This is a genomic window from Pseudoalteromonas sp. NZS11 (assembly GCF_015864765.1).
GTDB classification, from domain to species: Bacteria; Pseudomonadota; Gammaproteobacteria; order Enterobacterales; family Alteromonadaceae; genus Pseudoalteromonas; species Pseudoalteromonas arctica.
Genome location: NZ_JADYWP010000002.1, coordinates 1 through 18,233, shown reverse-complemented (window position 1 = coordinate 18,233; position 18,233 = coordinate 1). Strand labels below are relative to the sequence as shown.

The 18,233-nt window shown below is 37.4% G+C and carries 13 protein-coding genes; 5 read left to right on the top strand and 8 right to left on the bottom strand.

Translation table 11 applies throughout. From position 1 onward, the window contains the following. Nucleotide 1: 1 nt before the first annotated feature. From I6E82_RS03880 to I6E82_RS03860, 5 genes are all read right to left on the bottom strand, one after another. Nucleotides 2-871 (bottom strand): RodZ domain-containing protein, encoded by an 870-nt coding sequence (locus I6E82_RS03880; protein WP_101216262.1) that lies wholly within the window; start codon nucleotides 869-871, stop codon nucleotides 2-4. After that, the gene (gene pilW / locus I6E82_RS03875) at nucleotides 868-2,706 is read right to left on the bottom strand and encodes a type IV pilus biogenesis/stability protein PilW (protein ID WP_101216261.1); all 1,839 of its coding nucleotides are present in this window, start codon (nucleotides 2,704-2,706) and stop codon (nucleotides 868-870) included. Before pilW ends, I6E82_RS03880 begins: the two co-directional genes overlap by 4 nt. 126 nt (nucleotides 2,707-2,832) lie before the next feature. Beyond that, entirely contained in the window at nucleotides 2,833-3,963 is a 1,131-nt protein-coding gene (locus I6E82_RS03870; RefSeq protein WP_007583420.1) for a bifunctional tRNA (adenosine(37)-C2)-methyltransferase TrmG/ribosomal RNA large subunit methyltransferase RlmN, read from the bottom strand. Between the two features lie 167 nt (nucleotides 3,964-4,130). Then, complete coding sequence (ndk, locus tag I6E82_RS03865) at nucleotides 4,131-4,562, bottom strand: nucleoside-diphosphate kinase (RefSeq protein WP_007377442.1); 432 nt, start codon at nucleotides 4,560-4,562, stop codon at nucleotides 4,131-4,133. A gap of 189 nt (nucleotides 4,563-4,751) precedes the next feature. Continuing rightward, a complete protein-coding gene (locus I6E82_RS03860; protein ID WP_101216260.1) occupies nucleotides 4,752-5,426 on the bottom strand; it encodes a DUF4760 domain-containing protein in 675 nt (224 codons plus the stop codon). 400 nt (nucleotides 5,427-5,826) lie between these two features. Between I6E82_RS03860 and trhP the strand changes: the two genes are divergently transcribed. Then, nucleotides 5,827-7,212: a prephenate-dependent tRNA uridine(34) hydroxylase TrhP gene (gene trhP / locus I6E82_RS03855; protein WP_197116805.1), complete on the top strand. Its 1,386-nt coding sequence runs from the start codon at nucleotides 5,827-5,829 to the stop codon at nucleotides 7,210-7,212. 230 nt (nucleotides 7,213-7,442) lie between these two features. On the opposite strand, the gene I6E82_RS03850 is transcribed toward trhP, so the two are convergent. Continuing rightward, the gene (locus I6E82_RS03850) at nucleotides 7,443-7,823 is read right to left on the bottom strand and encodes a GreA/GreB family elongation factor (RefSeq protein WP_101216258.1); all 381 of its coding nucleotides are present in this window, start codon (nucleotides 7,821-7,823) and stop codon (nucleotides 7,443-7,445) included. Between the two features lie 624 nt (nucleotides 7,824-8,447). Between I6E82_RS03850 and I6E82_RS03845 the strand changes: the two genes are divergently transcribed. Further along, nucleotides 8,448-9,320 (top strand): DMT family transporter, encoded by an 873-nt coding sequence (locus I6E82_RS03845; RefSeq protein WP_024591184.1) that lies wholly within the window; start codon nucleotides 8,448-8,450, stop codon nucleotides 9,318-9,320. Nucleotides 9,321-9,364: 44 nt separating this feature from the next. Here the strand turns inward: I6E82_RS03845 and I6E82_RS03840 are convergent, their stop codons facing one another. Continuing rightward, complete coding sequence (locus I6E82_RS03840) at nucleotides 9,365-10,258, bottom strand: LysR family transcriptional regulator (RefSeq protein ID WP_197116803.1); 894 nt, start codon at nucleotides 10,256-10,258, stop codon at nucleotides 9,365-9,367. A 220-nt stretch (nucleotides 10,259-10,478) separates the two neighbouring features. On the opposite strand from I6E82_RS03840, the gene I6E82_RS03835 reads away from it, so the two are divergent. After that, nucleotides 10,479-10,727 (top strand): YfhL family 4Fe-4S dicluster ferredoxin, encoded by a 249-nt coding sequence (locus I6E82_RS03835; RefSeq protein WP_197116801.1) that lies wholly within the window; start codon nucleotides 10,479-10,481, stop codon nucleotides 10,725-10,727. A 214-nt stretch (nucleotides 10,728-10,941) separates the two neighbouring features. After that, nucleotides 10,942-11,643 carry a metallophosphoesterase gene (locus I6E82_RS03830; RefSeq protein ID WP_197103440.1) on the top strand — a complete coding sequence of 234 codons (702 nt, stop codon included), beginning with the start codon at nucleotides 10,942-10,944 and terminating at the stop codon, nucleotides 11,641-11,643. 350 nt (nucleotides 11,644-11,993) lie between these two features. Here I6E82_RS03830 and I6E82_RS03825 read toward each other — a convergent pair whose 3' ends face one another. Next, nucleotides 11,994-14,291 carry a hypothetical protein gene (locus I6E82_RS03825; RefSeq protein WP_197116799.1) on the bottom strand — a complete coding sequence of 766 codons (2,298 nt, stop codon included), beginning with the start codon at nucleotides 14,289-14,291 and terminating at the stop codon, nucleotides 11,994-11,996. Between the two features lie 491 nt (nucleotides 14,292-14,782). On the opposite strand from I6E82_RS03825, the gene I6E82_RS03820 reads away from it, so the two are divergent. Then, entirely contained in the window at nucleotides 14,783-17,719 is a 2,937-nt protein-coding gene (locus tag I6E82_RS03820; protein ID WP_197116797.1) for a TonB-dependent receptor, read from the top strand. Nucleotides 17,720-18,233 lie beyond the last annotated feature (514 nt).

Sequence of the window (18,233 nt, the reverse complement as noted above, 5' to 3'; positions counted from 1 at the left end):
ACTACTCTGCTAGTGGTAATGTAAATTTGGCTAAACGGTTTTGAGGAAATGCAGAAACATCTACAGGTTCACCGTTTAAAGTAATGTCTACAGCGTCATGCTTACCAAGCACAACTGAAAAAGGAGGCGTACCGCTTACGGTCATAATGTAGCCTGCTTTTTTAACGCCGAATGCTATTTTTTCGCCTTCGCCGTCGTAAATTTCAACCCAACTTTCGCCATTAAAGTTCATGACAATTGTACTGCTAGCATCTTCTTGACTTGCGCTGTTAGAAGCAATAGGAGCCGTTTCTTTAACTATTTCTGGGCTTGTTGATGTTTCACTAGACGTGCTTTGTGATTCTAATAATGATTCATCGTCAATTTCGGCTTGTTGCTGTTGCTCTGAAATACTGGGTTGAGCGGCTTGGCGCTCGCTCATTTTTGAGTTGGCAACGTTTATGTTACTCGTTTGCTCTTCAATAGGTGTCGCGTTTTGCCAAAACCATAAAGCAGATGAGCCAATAACAATCGCTAAAATTAAATAGCTAAAAAACATTAAACGACTGTCGTTTGCTTCTTTTTCTGTACGGCGTGAAAAACTCTGCATATTAGCGGGTTTAGCCGGCTCTGGTGGGGCTGGCATCATTGCTAAAATAGGTGCGCTATCTACTTTTAATTCACGGCAATAGTTTTTTATATAGCCTTTAACAAAAGTAATAGGGCCGAGTAATGTAAATTCATCATTTTCAAGGCGTTTAATTTGAAGTTCAGACAGCTTTAACGGTGCAGCAATAGTCGCTATGCTAACGTTCGCTTGTTCTCTGTGATTTTTTAATATCTGGCCTACAGTTGGCTGTTCGCTCTGTGTTTGCGTATTTTCTTCATTCATAATGTGTATGAGTCTGGATCCACTAGTAAAAGTTTGTGCCCTGGTTTTAGTGCTATATCAGGACTTAATTTATTCCATCGCATTAATTCATCAATTAATACATGCCGCTGGGTAGCTATATCGTAAAGGGAATCACCAGCTTTAATTTCGTAATAAATATTTGGATCGTTTAGGTATATTTTACTTCCATTCATTACCCGATCCGACTCTTTTAGACCATTCCATTGCAGGAGCTTTTGTAGTTTAACATTGTATCGCACCGAAATGCTAAATAGGTTTTCGCCAACAGCAATTACGTGAAATGGCACGCGTAAAGGCGATACTTTAGGGTTAAGCATTGGGAGCTCTGTTTTTTGTACTGCTTCGTAACTTTTAAATTCAATATCTGCATCATTTTGATAGCTGCTATTTTCAAATACAGTTGTATTTTTAGTCGCTTCGTAGAATACCACGTCACTACTATTTTTTTGAGCGGTAACTGCAGGAACTGAATTACTATAGTTACTAGTTTGCTGCGAATTAAACTGGCCTGTTTTAGGTGCGCCAAACGAAATTATTGTAACTTCGTCATCAGCTTTAGTTGGTTGCTTTGCTGCTATAGCTTCTTTTTGAGGTTCGTAAACGGGCTTAGCTTTTTTAGGTGCAGCTACTACGGAATCTGCAGAGTCGTGCTCAGTAGTAAGTGCAAGCATAACAGCCGATGTATCGGTAGGGTTGCTTGGCGCTACGACTTTAGGAACTTCTTCTTTTTGAGTTGTTATTTGTTTTGCTATTACGGCTGTTTCATCGGCTTGCTTACTGACCGTGTTTTGTACCGCCTTAGCTTGCTTTTCTCTTACTATAACTGGATTTACATCTTGGTTATTTGCTATTGCGATCTTTTTATCTGTTTTTTGCTCGTCGTTTGTTACCAAGCTTGTTGAACCGTCTTGTGGTGAACGTTTCTTTCTGATTACTTTTATTTTTGGTTTTGAACTAACGTGCGCGCCGCTTTCGTCATTTTTTAGTTCTTTTAACTGCGCTTTACGGTATTTTTCTCGCAGTATTTCAAACTCATTAAAACGTGTTCTTTTCTCTTTTAATGCATAGGCTTCGTTACTGCTAGAGTAAGTTTGTAAAATAGTGCTGGAAATTTTTTCAGCCTCTTCTATTCTGCCCATTCTGTTTTTTACAAGGTAGCTAAGCATTAATGCGCGAGAAGATACTCGACCTGTGCTTTCGTAGCGTTTTAAAAGTTCACTGGCTTTGTATAAGTCACTTTTTGCGTAATACAGCGCTGCTAAACTAATTAACGTAGATGTACGCTGAGAGCTGTGATTAAGTGCCTGTTGAAAGTAACTTTCTGCATTTTCAAAATCATCAAATTCAATAGCACACAAGGCTAAATTTTCGTAACTTTCGGCAACGCGAATATAGCTTGGTACTTCAATGGCTTTTAAAAATTGATCAGTTGCACGATCGTATTCATCAATGCCACATAAAAACACACCGTAGTTATTAAGGGTATTAGGGTCGTCAGGCTTTATTTCGAGTGCTTTTTGGTAGGCTTTATCAGCTAGCGGGTTTTCGCCTACTTGTTGATAGTAATAAGCAAGAGAGTAATGTACTTCAGGTAGGTCAGGAGCGAATGCAGCTGCACGTTCTAAATTGTATTTGGCTTGAGAGTTATTACCCGTTTTTAAATACTGTAAGGCTAAAGCAATTCGTGTTCGTGCTGCGCCAGTATTATTAATTTTATTTTCGACGACGGGCTTATTACTGCCGTTATAACTACTTTCGCTAACACAGCCACTTAAGGCAAGTGTTGATAGTGTTATAGCAAGTATAGATCGCATTACCTTATCTCTTTATTTTTAGTCCATGGCGCCTATCTTACCTAAAACCTTTAGTCTTGCATCATTTATTTAAAAATAAACAACTTAACCACCCTACATGACTAATTCACATAGGGTGGCTACAGATTATGCTTGGTGGATATTAACGCTAATTGCGTTATCGTCACGCATTTTCTTTTTAGCTAAACGTTTAGTACGGTCAACTACGTCACCTACTAACTGTCCGCAAGCAGCGTCAATATCGTCACCGCGAGTACGACGAACAATACAGGTAACGCCTGCTGCTTGTAATACTTTTGAAAAACGGTCAATACGGCTATTGCTTGAGCGCGTGTATTCATTACCCGGGAATGGGTTAAACGGAATAAGGTTTACCTTACAAGGTGTGCCTTTTAACGTTTGCACTAATGCATGCGCCTGATCGGTGCTGTCGTTAATACCGTTAAGCATAACGTATTCAACCGTTACATCTTTATTTGCTTTTGAGCCATCGATATAACGACGACACGAGGCTAAAAATTCTTCAATAGGGTACTTTTTATTAACTGGCACTAAAATGTCACGCAGTGCGTTATCGGGTGCGTGAAGTGAAATAGCCAGTGCTACGTCAATTTTCTCTTTTAGTAAATCAAGAGCAGGTACAACGCCTGAAGTACTTAATGTTACGCGGCGCTTAGATAAACCAAAGCCCCAATCGTCCATCATTAGTTCCATTGCTGGCACTACGTTTTTAAGATTAAGTAAAGGCTCGCCCATACCCATCATTACAACGTTAGTTACTGGGCGCTTTTCGCTATGACCATCAAGGCCTATATCTTTAGCTACACGCCAAACTTGACCAATAATTTCAGATACTTTTAAGTTACGGTTAAAGCCTTGTTGAGCAGTAGAACAAAAAGTACATTCAAGAGCACAACCCACTTGTGATGATACACATAACGTAGCGCGCTCTTTTTCAGGGATCCAAACGGCTTCTACTTCTTGGCCGCCTTCCAGAATAAGTGCGTACTTAATAGTACCGTCGCTTGCTTGTTGGCGCACAGTGATTTCCGGCGCTACAATTTCGCACTCAGCTTTAAGTTTTTCTTTAAGCTTTTTGTTTACGTTGCTCATATCGTCGAAGTTATCTACGCCAAAATGATAAATCCATTTCATCACCTGGTCACTACGAAACGGCTTTTCACCGAACGATGCAAATAGCTCGCGCATTGCTTCTCGGTTTAAATCTAATAAGTTAATCTTTTTTTGCTCGGTCATGAAACAACCTCAATCGGTGACGGTGGAGATAAAATTTACGAGGACGAATTGTACACAATTCACTCACTTTAATCATTAAGTAAAACATCATGAGTTTCTGATTAATACTTTACGTAATGACTAAAAAAGGGCCCGAAAGCCCTTTTCAATATGTTAACGAATTCGAATTAACGAGTACGTGAACAAAGCTCTTCGTCAGCGAAGAAGTACGCGATTTCGCGAGCAGCAGATTCAACAGCGTCAGAACCGTGAACAGCATTTTCGTCGATGCTATCAGCGTAGTCTGCACGTAAAGTACCAGCTAGTGCTTCAGCAGGGTTAGTAGCACCCATGATTTCACGGTTTTTAAGAACAGCGTTTTCGCCTTCAAGAACTGTAACCATTACTGGACCAGATGTCATGAAAGATACTAAAGCACCGAAGAAAGGACGTTCGCTATGTTCAGCGTAGAAACCTTCAGCTTTCTCTTGTGAAAGGTGAACCATTTTAGCTGCAACGATTTTAAGGCCAGCAGATTCGAAACGGTTGTAGATAGCGCCAATGTGGTTTTTAGCAACTGCATCAGGTTTTACGATTGAAAAAGTACGTTCTAAAGCCATCTTTATGCTCCAATAATTTTAAGTAAAAGTGTGAATATTAACGGGCGCGAATTATACGCGTTTTAAGTGAAAAATCCTAATTTTATTAAAAACCAGTTTGGTTGCCGTTTTGTGATGTAGGTACATGCCGGTTTTAAATAAAGCTTTGTAAGACACCAATTAAGAATCCTAAAGCGGGCATTTAGAACTTTAATTCAAAGTCTTAATTGTTTTAATTAGTTCTTGTTCTCTTTTTTGTAGCTCTTTTATGGCTTGTTTCTTACAGGGATTGTAAGGATAGTTTTTATTTAATGTCAGGTTCAAGTTTGTAGCTGCAGTGTGTAGTTCTTTTAAACTTGAGTGCAATAAGTTTGATTGAATTGCCTTTTCTTTTAACCTCCTAACTTTCCATTTTATGGCCAATCTAGTAAACATAATAAAGTATTTTGGATTTTCTTGTTGCGAATATATTATGTAAGGTTGAAATGAGTCATACATGTTTATGATGGTTGAACCGTATGCTCGGTATAAGAGTTTTTCATCAAAAGTTTTGGCTAAAATACCATTTGCTACACTTTCCCACTCGTTTAGTAATAAGTCTAGATTGTCTGAAAGTTGAATGTATTTGCTTATAGGTAGCTTTTTTGCTGTTCTCAGCTCCTTGGTGGCACGGAAAGCTTTGACTATTTTTTTATTGTGCTTATAAGATGCCTCAAAATCCAAAGAGTTCTTCTCTCTTGAGATATGTTTTTGAAGCGTGAAGCCTAATATAGCAACTATTGAGGCGATTATAGAAGCTATAATCGGAGCGGGTATTGTGAATATATATGTTAGTAGAATTAAGGAAGCTAGGGCAAATGAAAATATATAAAAAGGCCTGACCATCAGCTACAGTTGCTCCGTTTAAGGCAAAATAAGAGGCTAAGCCTCTTATTTTTAATCGCTATGTGGGATTTAAGTCCACTTCTCTTCTTCAGGGTTATGTTTTGAAATTAACATTTTAACTCTCCTATAGTTACCGAATACTGTTGTCTACAGTTGGTAATAAGCGCAAGTATGGCTAATAAATTAGTTGAAATCAACCATTACTAGAAAAGACCGGCAGGTATTTTTAAGAAGGTCTAACGATTAGTTCAGTAGGCAACCTATCCTTTTTTCTATCTTGAAAAAATGGACAATATTGACTTTGATCAAAATAGTTAATAAAAAGCCTCTTATAATGCCGCGCTTGTAAATTAATTAATCATGCAACCGACTTATACTCGGTTCGATGTATGGAGCGCACATGCCAACTGTTTCTTCTTTAACTTCTTTTATACCTGAACTGTTATGCCCCGCAGGCAGTTTAAAAAACATGCGCTACGCGTTTGCTTATGGCGCAGATGCGGTTTATGCGGGGCAGCCTCGTTATAGTTTGCGTGTGCGTAATAATGAGTTTGACCTAGACACTCTGCAAGTCGGCATTAGTGAAGCCCATGCGCAAAATAAAAAGTTTTATGTGGTGTCTAATATTGCGCCGCATAATGCCAAAGTTAAATCGTATTTACGTGATATAGAACCTGTTATTGCGATGCAGCCCGATGCGCTGATTATGTCAGACCCTGGTTTGATTATGCTTGTTCGTGAAAAGTGGCCTGCCATGCCAATTCACTTATCGGTACAAGCAAATGCGGTAAATTACGCGAGTGTACAATTTTGGGCAAAGCAGGGAATTGAACGCGTTATTTTATCGCGGGAGCTGTCGCTCGAAGAAATAACTGAAATACGCACACTCTGCCCAGACACCCAACTTGAAGTGTTTGTACATGGCGCACTGTGTATGGCGTATTCGGGGCGTTGTTTACTCTCTGGTTATATAAACAAGCGCGATCCAAATCAAGGCACATGTACTAATGCATGTCGCTGGGATTACGATGTAAAGCCTGGTGTTGAGAACGAAACTGGCGAAATGGTGCATAAAATTGACCCCAAACAGGTGATTCCTACTCTGGGTGAAGGCGCGCCAAGTAACGATGTATTTATGCTAGAGGAACAAGGTCGCCCTGGTGAGTATATGCCTGCGTTTGAGGATGAACACGGCACGTATATTATGAACTCAAAAGATTTACGCGCAGTGCAATACGTAGAGCAGTTAACAAAAATGGGGGTACATAGTTTAAAAATAGAAGGGCGTACTAAGTCATTTTATTATGTAGCGCGCACAGCACAAGTTTATCGCAAAGCAATAGACGACGCAGCTGCGGGTAAACCATTTGATACTAACTTATTTAAAACGCTTGAGAATTTAGCGCATCGTGGTTATACCGAAGGCTTTTTAAAACGCCACGCTCATCAAGATTATCAAAACTATGAGTACGGTCATTCTGTATCAACTAAACAGCAATTTGTGGGTGAAGTACTTGGGCGCTGCGAAAATGGATTAGTTGAAATAGACGTTAAAAATAAATTTTGTACAGGCCACTCTTTAGAGCTTATGACACCACAAGGTAACTTTACTTTTAAGCTTGAATATATGGAAAACAAAAAGGGCGAAAGTATTAGCGATGCTAAAGGCTCCGGTCACATTGTAAAAATACTGCTAAATGAAGCAATTAACTTAGCGCACGCTATTTTAATGCGTAATCTTGATGAGCATCAAGATACTCGTAATCCATTTAAACAAGCTGTTTAGCTACAGCTGAATATAGTTTTTTCAAAAAACTCGGGGTTATAAAACCCCGAGTTTACGACTTTATTTAAAATAATATTAATTATTTTTCAAGTTGCTTTAGCTTATCTCTTCGCTCTTTACGTTTTTGTTTTAATGTTTTGCTTGCATGTTTTTTAGGTTTTTCTTTACTCATTACAAATAACTCCAATTAAATATATAAAATTAATAAATAAAAATTGAAATAATTTACTCTATATTTCCTCCTTAATATTAATGGCTATTATTTCCCAAAGGTGGGATTCCCCAGCTTCTTTATATTCAATAATATGATTTATTTTATGCCCTAAAAGAGCGACCCCAAGAGGAGAGTGAAATGATACGTCATTAATAAAGTGCCTTCGTTGGTTTGGAGGCACTAAAGTTATACGGCGCTTAAAACCGGTGGTTATATTTTTAATAACCACCGTGCTATTAATTTGTACATGCGGATTGAATTTTGACCAAGGCCGCTGTGAATACTCGACTTCTTGTAGTAAATACGCAAGCTTCAGCGGTTGTAATAGTACCGCTGCGTCTGTGAAGTCATTTTTAGACAGGAAAGGTTTTTTACGCTCGAACAGAAAAGAAAGCACGGACTAATCCCCACAAAAACTAAATCGAATTTAAATATATAAAGGTACAGTGTAACTGCCGAGTGTAAGGGTTACACTCGGCTTAAATTCCGAAGGTGGTATTTGTTTTTAGCAGGTATGTGATTAAATTAAACATATTATCCTCTTTGTTTAAATCAATCATATTGAGTTTAAAAATAAAGTCAATTGAGTTTTAGGTTAAAAATATATTGTCGATAAAATGACAGTTTAAAACTGTTTTTTATGTTTTTATAAATTCGTTTTTTTCACTAAATTGTTGTTATTTCTGTGTGTTAGTTGCTCACTATGTGATTAAGTTAAGCGACTAAATAGTTAAGTGCTATTTATGGGATCTATAGTGCCACTTATGGCTATTTATAATATTTATAGATTAAATATACTGGTGTTGTTGTTTATTAAAGTGTAATTGTGTGACTAGTATTTTATTATGTGAAGCTTAAGCTGCTTATTTTATAGAGTAGAAGCTAGGTATCGGGTAACGCTTTTGTAGTGGCTACGTGTTTTACAGCTGAACCTTTATGTAATAGTCATTGCATTCAACAATGTTAAATAACCACTTTTTATTCGGGTTTATCAAAGTAAATTATAAAGGGTCTCATTTATATGTGGATAATTTTTGCATTACTCGCAACCGTTTTTTTTGGTGCGCGAGGAATAATGTACCAATGGACGTCACAAAAAAAGATTAATCGTAATCTATTATTATTCGGTGTTTTTTTTGTGGGATTTATAATTAGTGCGCTAGGTACTGTGGTGTTTGAGCACACATGGTACGGCTGGGCTGATATTACGGTTGGGCTCGCTTTAGGTTTTGGATCTTTTGCGGCTAATGGGTTTTTGCACAAAGGGTTTTCGGTTGGGAAAGCGTCTTTAATTAGCATCTTGTCGGGGTTAACGCCTTTATTTGTACTTTTATTTGCCTTTTTATTATGGCAAGAAACCTTAACTGTTATTCAATTAATCGGCTTTTTTATTATTTTTGGCGGCCTTTATATTATTCGCTACTCCAGCGATATCTCATTAAGTAATTTACAAGGCGCGCAATGGGGATTACTCGCGGCACTGTCCTTTGCATTTAATGATTTAATGGGTAAGCAATCAACGCTTCTTGAGGCGGATACGTTTGCAACTTTAACGTCTATGTTTGGTTTTGGTAGCTTTCTTTTTGCCGTTAGTTGGTTAGTAAAGCGTAAAAAAATGCTAGCAGAGCAAGGCTCTTCTCAAGCGTATTGGTCTGCCGGTAAAACATTTTCATGCGGGTTACTTATTGGTTTAACTAATGTGGCTGGCATGGTTGCAATAATATCGGCTTTTGCTATTGGTAATACAGGGCTCGTTTCGGCAATTTCAGGTATGAATATTTTAATTATTTTGCTGTACTCACGCATCATTCTAAAAGAGTCTTTTACACGCCAAGAAGTTATAGGATTAACAACGGCATTTTTAGGTGTAATTGTACTAAGGCTTAGTTTTTAAAAGACGAATTAGCTTAATTACTTTGCTGTGAAAAGCCTACACTGCTACATTTTAGTAAAGTGTTGCAGTGTATACTCTATAAGTAATCGCACTCGATAAGGGATTTGTTTTCTGTCGCGATAAAGCATAGAAAATGGCTGCCCTTTGCTTTGCCAATCAGGAAGAATACGTTTAATCTTTCCGGCTTTAATAAGTGGTAATGCTATATAATCAGGGATGTAACTAATACCCACACCGAACTCAACGGCTTGTTTCATCATTTGAATTTCATCAACTTCTAATCGAACATGTTTGTTTGGATTAAAACTGTACTCTTCACTCGTTTGCTGATTTTTTAATTGCCACGGTACCAACCCAACGCACGTAACTTTTGGTTGCTCTTCTAATTGCTCAGGATGAGTGATGGATTGATAATCATAGTCTAAATGAGTACATAATATATTGTGAGTAAGCTTAAGCTCCCTAATAACCCAATTATCAATGGCAGGATTTCTTACTCTAAACGCTATATCAATCCCTTCTTTTTCAATATCAATAAGGTTATTTGAAAAGCGTAAATCTAGTTGAATATCGGGATACTGCAGTAAAAAATCACAAAAAATAGCACTTAAAAAATGTTTACCCATGTAAATGGGTGCACAGATCCTAATTTTCCCTTTAGGTTGGTCTTTCTCATCACAAAGTGCTTGCTCTATACACTCTACTTCATCGAACAGTTTACGATAGCGATCGTAATATAACTCGCCAGTATGCGTTAGTGTTACCCGATGAGCATCTCGATTTAGTAACGTTAATTGCAGAGCTTGCTCTAATAAACGTATTCTACGGCTCAAAGTTGATAGTGACATATCAAGGCTTATTGATGCTTTTTTAAAGCTACCTAGTTTTACTATGGTGCAAAAGTAACGTAAATCATCGAGAGAATAACTAGCTGCCATCAGAACTACTTTATTGTTTAGGATGTAGACAATATTAACAGCGGCACTTTAAAATTTCATTAGAGAAGCCAGAAGTTTTTATTGATAAAGATCAACAAAGAAAAAGTCAATAAAATGCATAATTTAACGCTGTTAATCATATAATTTAAAATAAAGCAGTAAATGCTCTATTTTTCTTCAGTTCTTGTTTTATATGAATTTTAATTAACGAGGCTAAAAAATGCCTCTACTCATAAATAACAAATGCATTAACTGCGATATGTGTGACCCAGAGTGCCCTAATGAGGCTATTTATATGGGCGCTAAAATATACCAAATAGATGCTAGTAAATGTACTGAGTGTGTAGGGCATTATGATAAACCTACTTGCGTGAGTGTTTGCCCTATTGACTGCATAAAGCCCGATCCGAATAAGCGTGAAACCTTGGACGAACTAGCAGAAAAATTTGTGCGGTTAACTGGCAAATAACTGGTCAGGTATTTTGCTAAGCCGCTTTTACTATTGGCTAAAAACACTATCTACATTACTTATTTAACTTGTAGTTAAAGTCCGCTGTCATACATTTTTAGTTTCAATCAAATCTTATTACCTTCATTAATTATAAACTATATTGTGTTACCTTAAGGCTTTATAAACTCAAGTATTAATCTAAGTTTTAGATTGCATTCTATAGGAGTCTATTTTGGATATAGGTATTAACGCTATTCAGGCTGTATCTTCAAAACAAGCCATATTTATTAATGATGAGTGCCGAGTATTTGTAATTGGCGATCTTGATGGTGATTTACCTGCCTTAAAAAACGCACTTAATAACGTAAATTTTAACCCTGAAAGAGATACTTTGTTTTGCCTAGGCGATTTTGTTGATCGCGGGGATAAAACATATGACTTATTTACATACTTACAAGCCATTAGGGCATGTATGATATTAGGTAATCATGAGCATTTAATGTTGGAATCATTATTAAGTAATGATAAAGCGGCTTTTAAATTATGGACTGACAATGGTGGCAATTGGCACAAGTCGGTATCGAGTGAAAAGCTCAATGTTATGTGCGATGAGTTACTAACTAAACCTCTTTCAATAGTACTTGAATATCGCGGTTATAAAGTTGGGTTGTCTCATACATTTGCACAATCGTGGGATTGGGAAAATTATCCTGATGATAAATCGGTGATTGTGCAATCTCTATTGTGGGATCGCGAAGTAGTTAAACAAAATAAGGTAGTTAAAAGTCATGGAGTCGACTTTTCAATACATGGACATAACTCAACTAAAGCACCTTTCTGGGTGGGTAATAGCTATCATATAGATACCAATTATTATGGTGGAAAGCCTACACTCTTAGAACTCTCTGATGTTATTAATAAATTAGAGAAGTAGTATAAAGTTCGTTGGTTGTTGACCTCATATAAGTTAATTTTCAGTAAAGTACTTTTTTTGCACAATACTAAGGATGCTAAGCGTGGATATGTGCTTTAAACAAATGATCAGAAAATTATAACTATATAAATACTGAATAGCTGCAGTACAAACTTTTTTGGGGCGATTTCTACTTTTTACAGAGATTAAATTATCCCCAGTTTGAAAAATTTAACCATTAAAGAATAGCAGTTCTTTAATGGTTAAATTTTACTGAAGGAGCTATGTAGATTTTAAATTACGCAGTAAATAGCTGTTTATTTTGTGTAAGTAAATATACAAGCTCCGTTATAACCCATAGATCATCTATATTATTCTGCTATAGCTACTTTCTCAGTCCAAGCTTCTGGCATGTTAAGTGCGCCAACCGCTTTTACCATACAGCGAATTTCTTTCCCAGATTCTTCACTCGTAATATCGTAGGTATTAGTTGCGGTGTATGTTAACGGATAACCATCAGCAAACCAATAATAACGAATATCTGTAATATCTTGTAAATTAGCTTGGCAGGTTATGGTGCCACCAACTACTTTTTCTCCTGTAATAATTGGTTTACTGATAAAGGATTTTGGGATTTTTATTATGTTTGATGTTTTTTGTAGTACTTCAATAGAGTCTATGGTGAAGCTTTCTTGATCGCTCGTCGGATTGCCATCGTAAGATCTGAGCGCATAGTCAAGTTGCAAATCAAGCCTTTCAAGATAAGTTGGTGCGGTTGGTACACGACCAACTTCAACCCACTTATCATTCCCTGCTTCATCTTTAATAGTCACATTTATATAAGTCATGTCATTATCAATAACAAATTCCCAGGTGTGGTATTGCCCATCCCAAAATTCAAGACCACCTTCAATTTTGCTTTTTTGCTCCGTCAGTTCTCCCCAATATGCTTTGTAACTTTTATAACTAGAGTCATCTTTTGCAAATATGTTTGGTACATGAGCATAGTGGTAATGAGAAGAAAGCCCGTTCAACCAAGCTCCATTTTTCCCATCGAATTCAAACCAATCTACTTCGATGCGGTTTGCTGTTCGCCAAAACAAAAAATCAGGATTATAAGACCAAAATGCTGGAAATAACCCCCCAGGCAAATCATTTTTGTTTATTTTAGGAAGCATACTACGAATTCGAAAAATTTTTGGCCCAGTCCAAGTATATCCATGTCCAAGATCATTCACGCTATAAAAAGCACTCGCTTTCCATCTTTCGTTTTGTTTTCGTAGCAAAAGAGATTGTTTTTTTTCATCTTCATCATGGGGATAAACATTAAATGTTTCACTAGGAGGCATCAGCTGAGCACTCGCGCCAACTGCCGGATTAAACCCAGGGGCAGACCAAAGGTCAGATTCACCACTAAAACTCGCTTTTACTCGATTATTACGAAAGTCATCATAAAATACTCTTTCAAAGTCGTCTGTAGGTACACGTTCCCCACCACCATTAATGCGTACTTCAGAGCTATTAATAGAGCTCCCCCAAGCCGTCCATTCTTTTTCATTATGAATATAACGATAAGGGAAGTCTTCAGCATCCATTACAGGTCTAATATTTTTATATGGATGCTTGTTTGGCAGATCAATTGAAGATTTTCCATTACTAAATAACGCTTTATTAGTACTAAGACGATAAGCAGCCCAGCCAGTCATTTTTTGAACCATAGCTTCTGATGGTTCAGTTAAACCAAATACTAATGAATCATATGCCCAAGCCATATTACCAATATCTTTATCGCCAATGTATGAGGAAGTATTACTAATCCACTCGCCTGAAAAGCGATCTGGTTGGACTGTTTCACTAGATATTAATGTACCATTTACGGAGGCGAACATCTGACCATAGCGGATCCCGGCAACAATAACATTCCATGTTTTACCATCTGCGACCACGCCATTTTTAGTGGTCATAATTCGTTTATCAAGACCATTATTATTTAGACCGACATACTGAATACTTAGACCGTTTGTTTTGTTATACCAGATTTTAGGAGATGACTTATTTGAACCTTTACCATGGTTAATATCTAATAAAACCGTTTCAGAATTATTACCTGTATTAGCATCGATCCTAAAAGTAAAAAGCATCCATCTGTAATTCCATCTAGCATCGCGCTGACCAGGCATTATTAAATATTGCCCAGAATTCTCCGTAAATTCAATACCATTATTTTTTCTTGTTTTGGCTGGTTGAAGGGAGAGATTTGCTTGTGTTGCATTAGCTATAATAGTTCCGCGAGAAGAATGATTTATTACATTACCTATTACAGTGTCTTCTTGAAAATAAGCAGACATAAGCCACTCAGGAAAAAGGTTTAAAGCCCAAGGAACTTTGGTTGTGCTATCAATTGCGCGTTTGGGAATACGCAGCGATAATGGGAGTCGACCAGTGGTTTGCTCTAGTACTGTTACCTTACCATCATCATTAGTGTCGTAATTAGCGTTGATTTCTGGGTATTTTCCCCCAAGAAAATCAAGTAACAATTTACGTTCGTAGTCATCATATAAGCCATTGTCATCTAGATCAAAGTTAGATTTTGCACTGTGGGCGTTGCTGTCATTGATAAACCAAATAATAAAACATACAGCAATGATTAATTTAATATTACTTTTCATAAATAAGCTCCTATTCAAGGTTAATTTATTAGGAATATTCATCCAAGCGAGTATTAAAATACAAAATATTGAATAAACAACGATATATAAACCAGTTATATTTAGTGGTGTTTTAGCATATGACTGGATTTAGACGATAATTAAAAGTAAATATCTCCCTCTGTCATAAACCAATTCTTTAGGGTTGCGTTAATTTTTTTTATAGTTATAAAGTTCTTTAAATAATTTTAGTCTATATTCTTTGAAAATCTACCTAATACACCTTAAAAATAAATATTAGCTTAGGTATTAAAGGTGCTGTCTACATGAGCTTTTTATTCACTGTTGCCTGAAAGCAGCTCATCTAATTTTAAGCTCTCGTTAATAAAAGATTAAGTTTGGTTGTATAAAATTAGCAAAATTTTTTTCTTTGCGTCAATTTGATTGCTGCAGAATGATTAACTAACTTGCTTGAATCAACATAAGCAGCTTTAAACGGAATAGCACTTCCTATGACAGCACTTAGCTATAATAATAACTCAGTACACGCTTCGTCTAAACTTTCAAAATCAATATTGTGTCTTTCTATTTTATCGGCGATAGGTTGCGCCAATGCATTTAGTGCAGAAATAACCGAGGAAGCAAAAATAAAAAAAGATATAGAAGTAATAGAAGTACGTGGTATCCGTTCAAGCATGGCCGAAAACTTAGATGTAAAACGTATGTCAGGCTCTGTGGTTGATGCAATTACCGCTGAAGATATTGGAAAATTCCCTGATAAAAACGTTGCCGACTCTCTTCAGCGTGTACCTGGTGTGGTAATTGAGCGTGATGGCGGAGAAGGTTCATCAGTCAGTATTCGTGGTTTATCGTCAGAACTTACTTTTACACAGCTTAATGGTAATTTTATTGCGTCTTCTCCAGGGGAGCCTTCGCGTTCGTTTGATTATGCTTTGTTACCGTCTTCAATGATTGAAAGTGTTGAGGTTTATAAATCGCCAGAGGCAAGCTTAGATGAAGGAGGGGTTGGTGGTACTGTATTAATGCACAGCCGAAAGCCTTTGAGTATGGATGCAAACTCAGGTGTATTTAATGTAGAGAGTACTTACGCTGATGTTACAAAAGAGTACGAACCGCAGTTTACGGGTTTATATTCATGGAAAAACGACGACGAAGACTTTGGTGTATTAGTTGGCTATACGTATCAGGAACGAACAAACAGGACACTTTCGGGAGGAACTGATGCAAATGTATGGCGCTATACTGGCGGTGGACAACCTACAGATATAAACGGTAACGCAGTTAATAACAATAATGGTTGGGATACTATTAATGATGCAAACGGCAACAGTTACGATGGCGTTTGGTTTCCACAAGTTGTGCGAGGCTCAGTTCTTAACGAAAAACGTGAGCGCGAAGGAATTCAAGTTAGTACACAGTGGCGACCAACAAATCGTTTAGAGCTTGGATTTAATTACTTTGGCTTTACACTTGGGCAAGACAGAACTGAATCTGTGATTGATATACCTGAGTGGTCTTTAAATTCTGATTTTTTAACTGATGTAAATTTTGATGAGTCGGGAACTATTGTTACTGGTATGCAATACAATGCGATGGCAAGCGGTATTGAGAGTGATATGCAGTTTCCGTGGATGCGCGGCAGTTATGTACGTGAAGAATCCACCTCCGATACCTTTGATTTTAATTTAACTTATGAAGGCGATAATTTTAAAGCGCGTTTTGTCGTGGGTAATACAAAATCAGAAGGGGGGCCGGAAGAAAGCTGGGAAGCTGCATATAAAAGCTCAAACGCGGGCGAAAACGCCACTGCTATTCAAAATGCTGCTCAAATGGCAGGCTGGTCACTCAACCAAAATAATGTGTCACTTAATATTGACCCAAATACACTAGCTAACTTGCAAAATGGAATTGGAGGCGGTCGTGATGCGGGCTCTTCAAACTCAAGTTTTGTACGCAGTGAGTTAGAAGAAGATTATTACCAAGCTGATGTGGATTTTTATGTTGATTGGGGCTTTTTAAAAACAATTAGAACCGGTGTTAAATACCGTAACTCCACGCTTCATCGTGAAACTGGCAATACATTCTTTTTAGATCCTAATTTTGATATTGCTGCGGGCGAAGCAAGCGAGCAAGGTATTACGCGTTTTGACAGCTACCAATGGAATGGTGGAATGCCATTAGCTCAAAATGTATTTACTAGTGAGAGTAATATAGTAGGGGGTTTTGATATAAACCAAATGCCAAGTATCGACTGGGATAAATATCGCGATATGGTTACTACTAGCTATGTACCTTATACACGTATTGAAGATAACTTTGTTTACGACATTGAAGAAAAAATATCTGCTTTTTATATTCAAGGCGATTTTGAGTTTAGTGAAGTAAGAGGTAATTTGGGCGTGCGTGTTGTGCAAACAAAAACACTTACTTCATCTACTGACTTATATACCTACCAATTAGATCACACAAATGACGAAACAGGCGAGCCAGTAACTGGTGACGCACGCTTTGTAGAAGACTATCAATTAGTCACTCAGCAAAACAAAGACACTCAAATACTACCAAGCTTTAATATAGCGTGGGATGCAACTGACGATTTAGTTATTCGTGGGGCAATAGCAAAAGTAATGTCTCGTCCTGATTACAGCGACTTAGGTGCGCAGCAGCGTATTACGTTCGTATCGGATGAATGGGCAAATGATAGAGCTGCATTTAATGAACAGCCAGGTTTTAGCGGCAGTGGTGGTAATAAAAACTTGAAGCCATTTGAATCGGTGCAGGCTGACTTATCTATTGAGTATTATTATGCAAAGGGTTCTGCGGTTGGATTGGCACTTTTTCATAAGAAAGTAGATAACTTTGTTGTGCCACTGGTAATTGATGTAGAGCAAAACTTTGCCGGTAAAAATAATATAGTAGATGCAGGAACCATTAATATAGCTCCGTACAGTACTGTAGGTAATGGTACCGATGCAGTATCTAAAGGCGCGGAAGTATTTGTCCAGCATGCGTTTGTTAATGGTTTTGGTTTTTATGCAAACTACACCTATAACAAAACCAATAAAGCAGATGTAACAGTAAATGGTGAAGAGTTTGGTCAGTCGGCATTAATAGGCAGTGCAAAGTATCAGTACAACACCTCTGTTTATTATGAAGGTGACGCTTTTAATGTGCGCGCTTCATATAACAAACGAGGGGAGACAGTATTAGGCATTAATAGTGGGTTAAATGTATATCAAGATCCATACGAACAGGTTGATGTTAATGCATCGGTTAATTTGTATGAAGGGCTAAGCTTAACAGCTGCTGTTATTAATTTAACTAAGTCGGAATCGGTAACGCGTTTAGGTGATGATACAGATGCACGGTTACTTAATTCAAGCTATTCAGGGCGACGCTATTACGCAGGCTTTAATTATAGTTTTTAATTAACTGCATACGTAATACTTTATTAAACGCCAACTAAAAAATGTAGTTGGCTTAGCCTAACAGCACCTAATATTGTAGTTTTATCTATGCACGTAGTTTAACTGCTCATATGTTGGTTGTTTAATAGGCAGAAAAAGCTCTGCAGCCCTTTATTTGTATAGCTTTCATACTAAATTCATTTAATTGTCAAAAAGCTGAAATAAAACATTGACCCCCGCTCGAATCTCCCTATAATGCGACCCCACTGAGACAGGATATGGCGACGCGCAGCGGACAACGCATAGCGAGGCACGAACTACTCAGAGAGTTAAATAAAACTTCGGTTTTAAATTGTCGAAAGAAAGTTTAAAACTAAGTGTTGACTCGAAAAATAAAGGGTGTATTATTCGCACCCCTTGAGACGCTAAAGCGACTCAAAACGTTCTTTAACAATATAAAGCAATCATCTGTGTGGGCACTCGTACAGATTGAGTTCTAACAGCCAACCTACTTAGGTAGCGAGGCAAACAAATT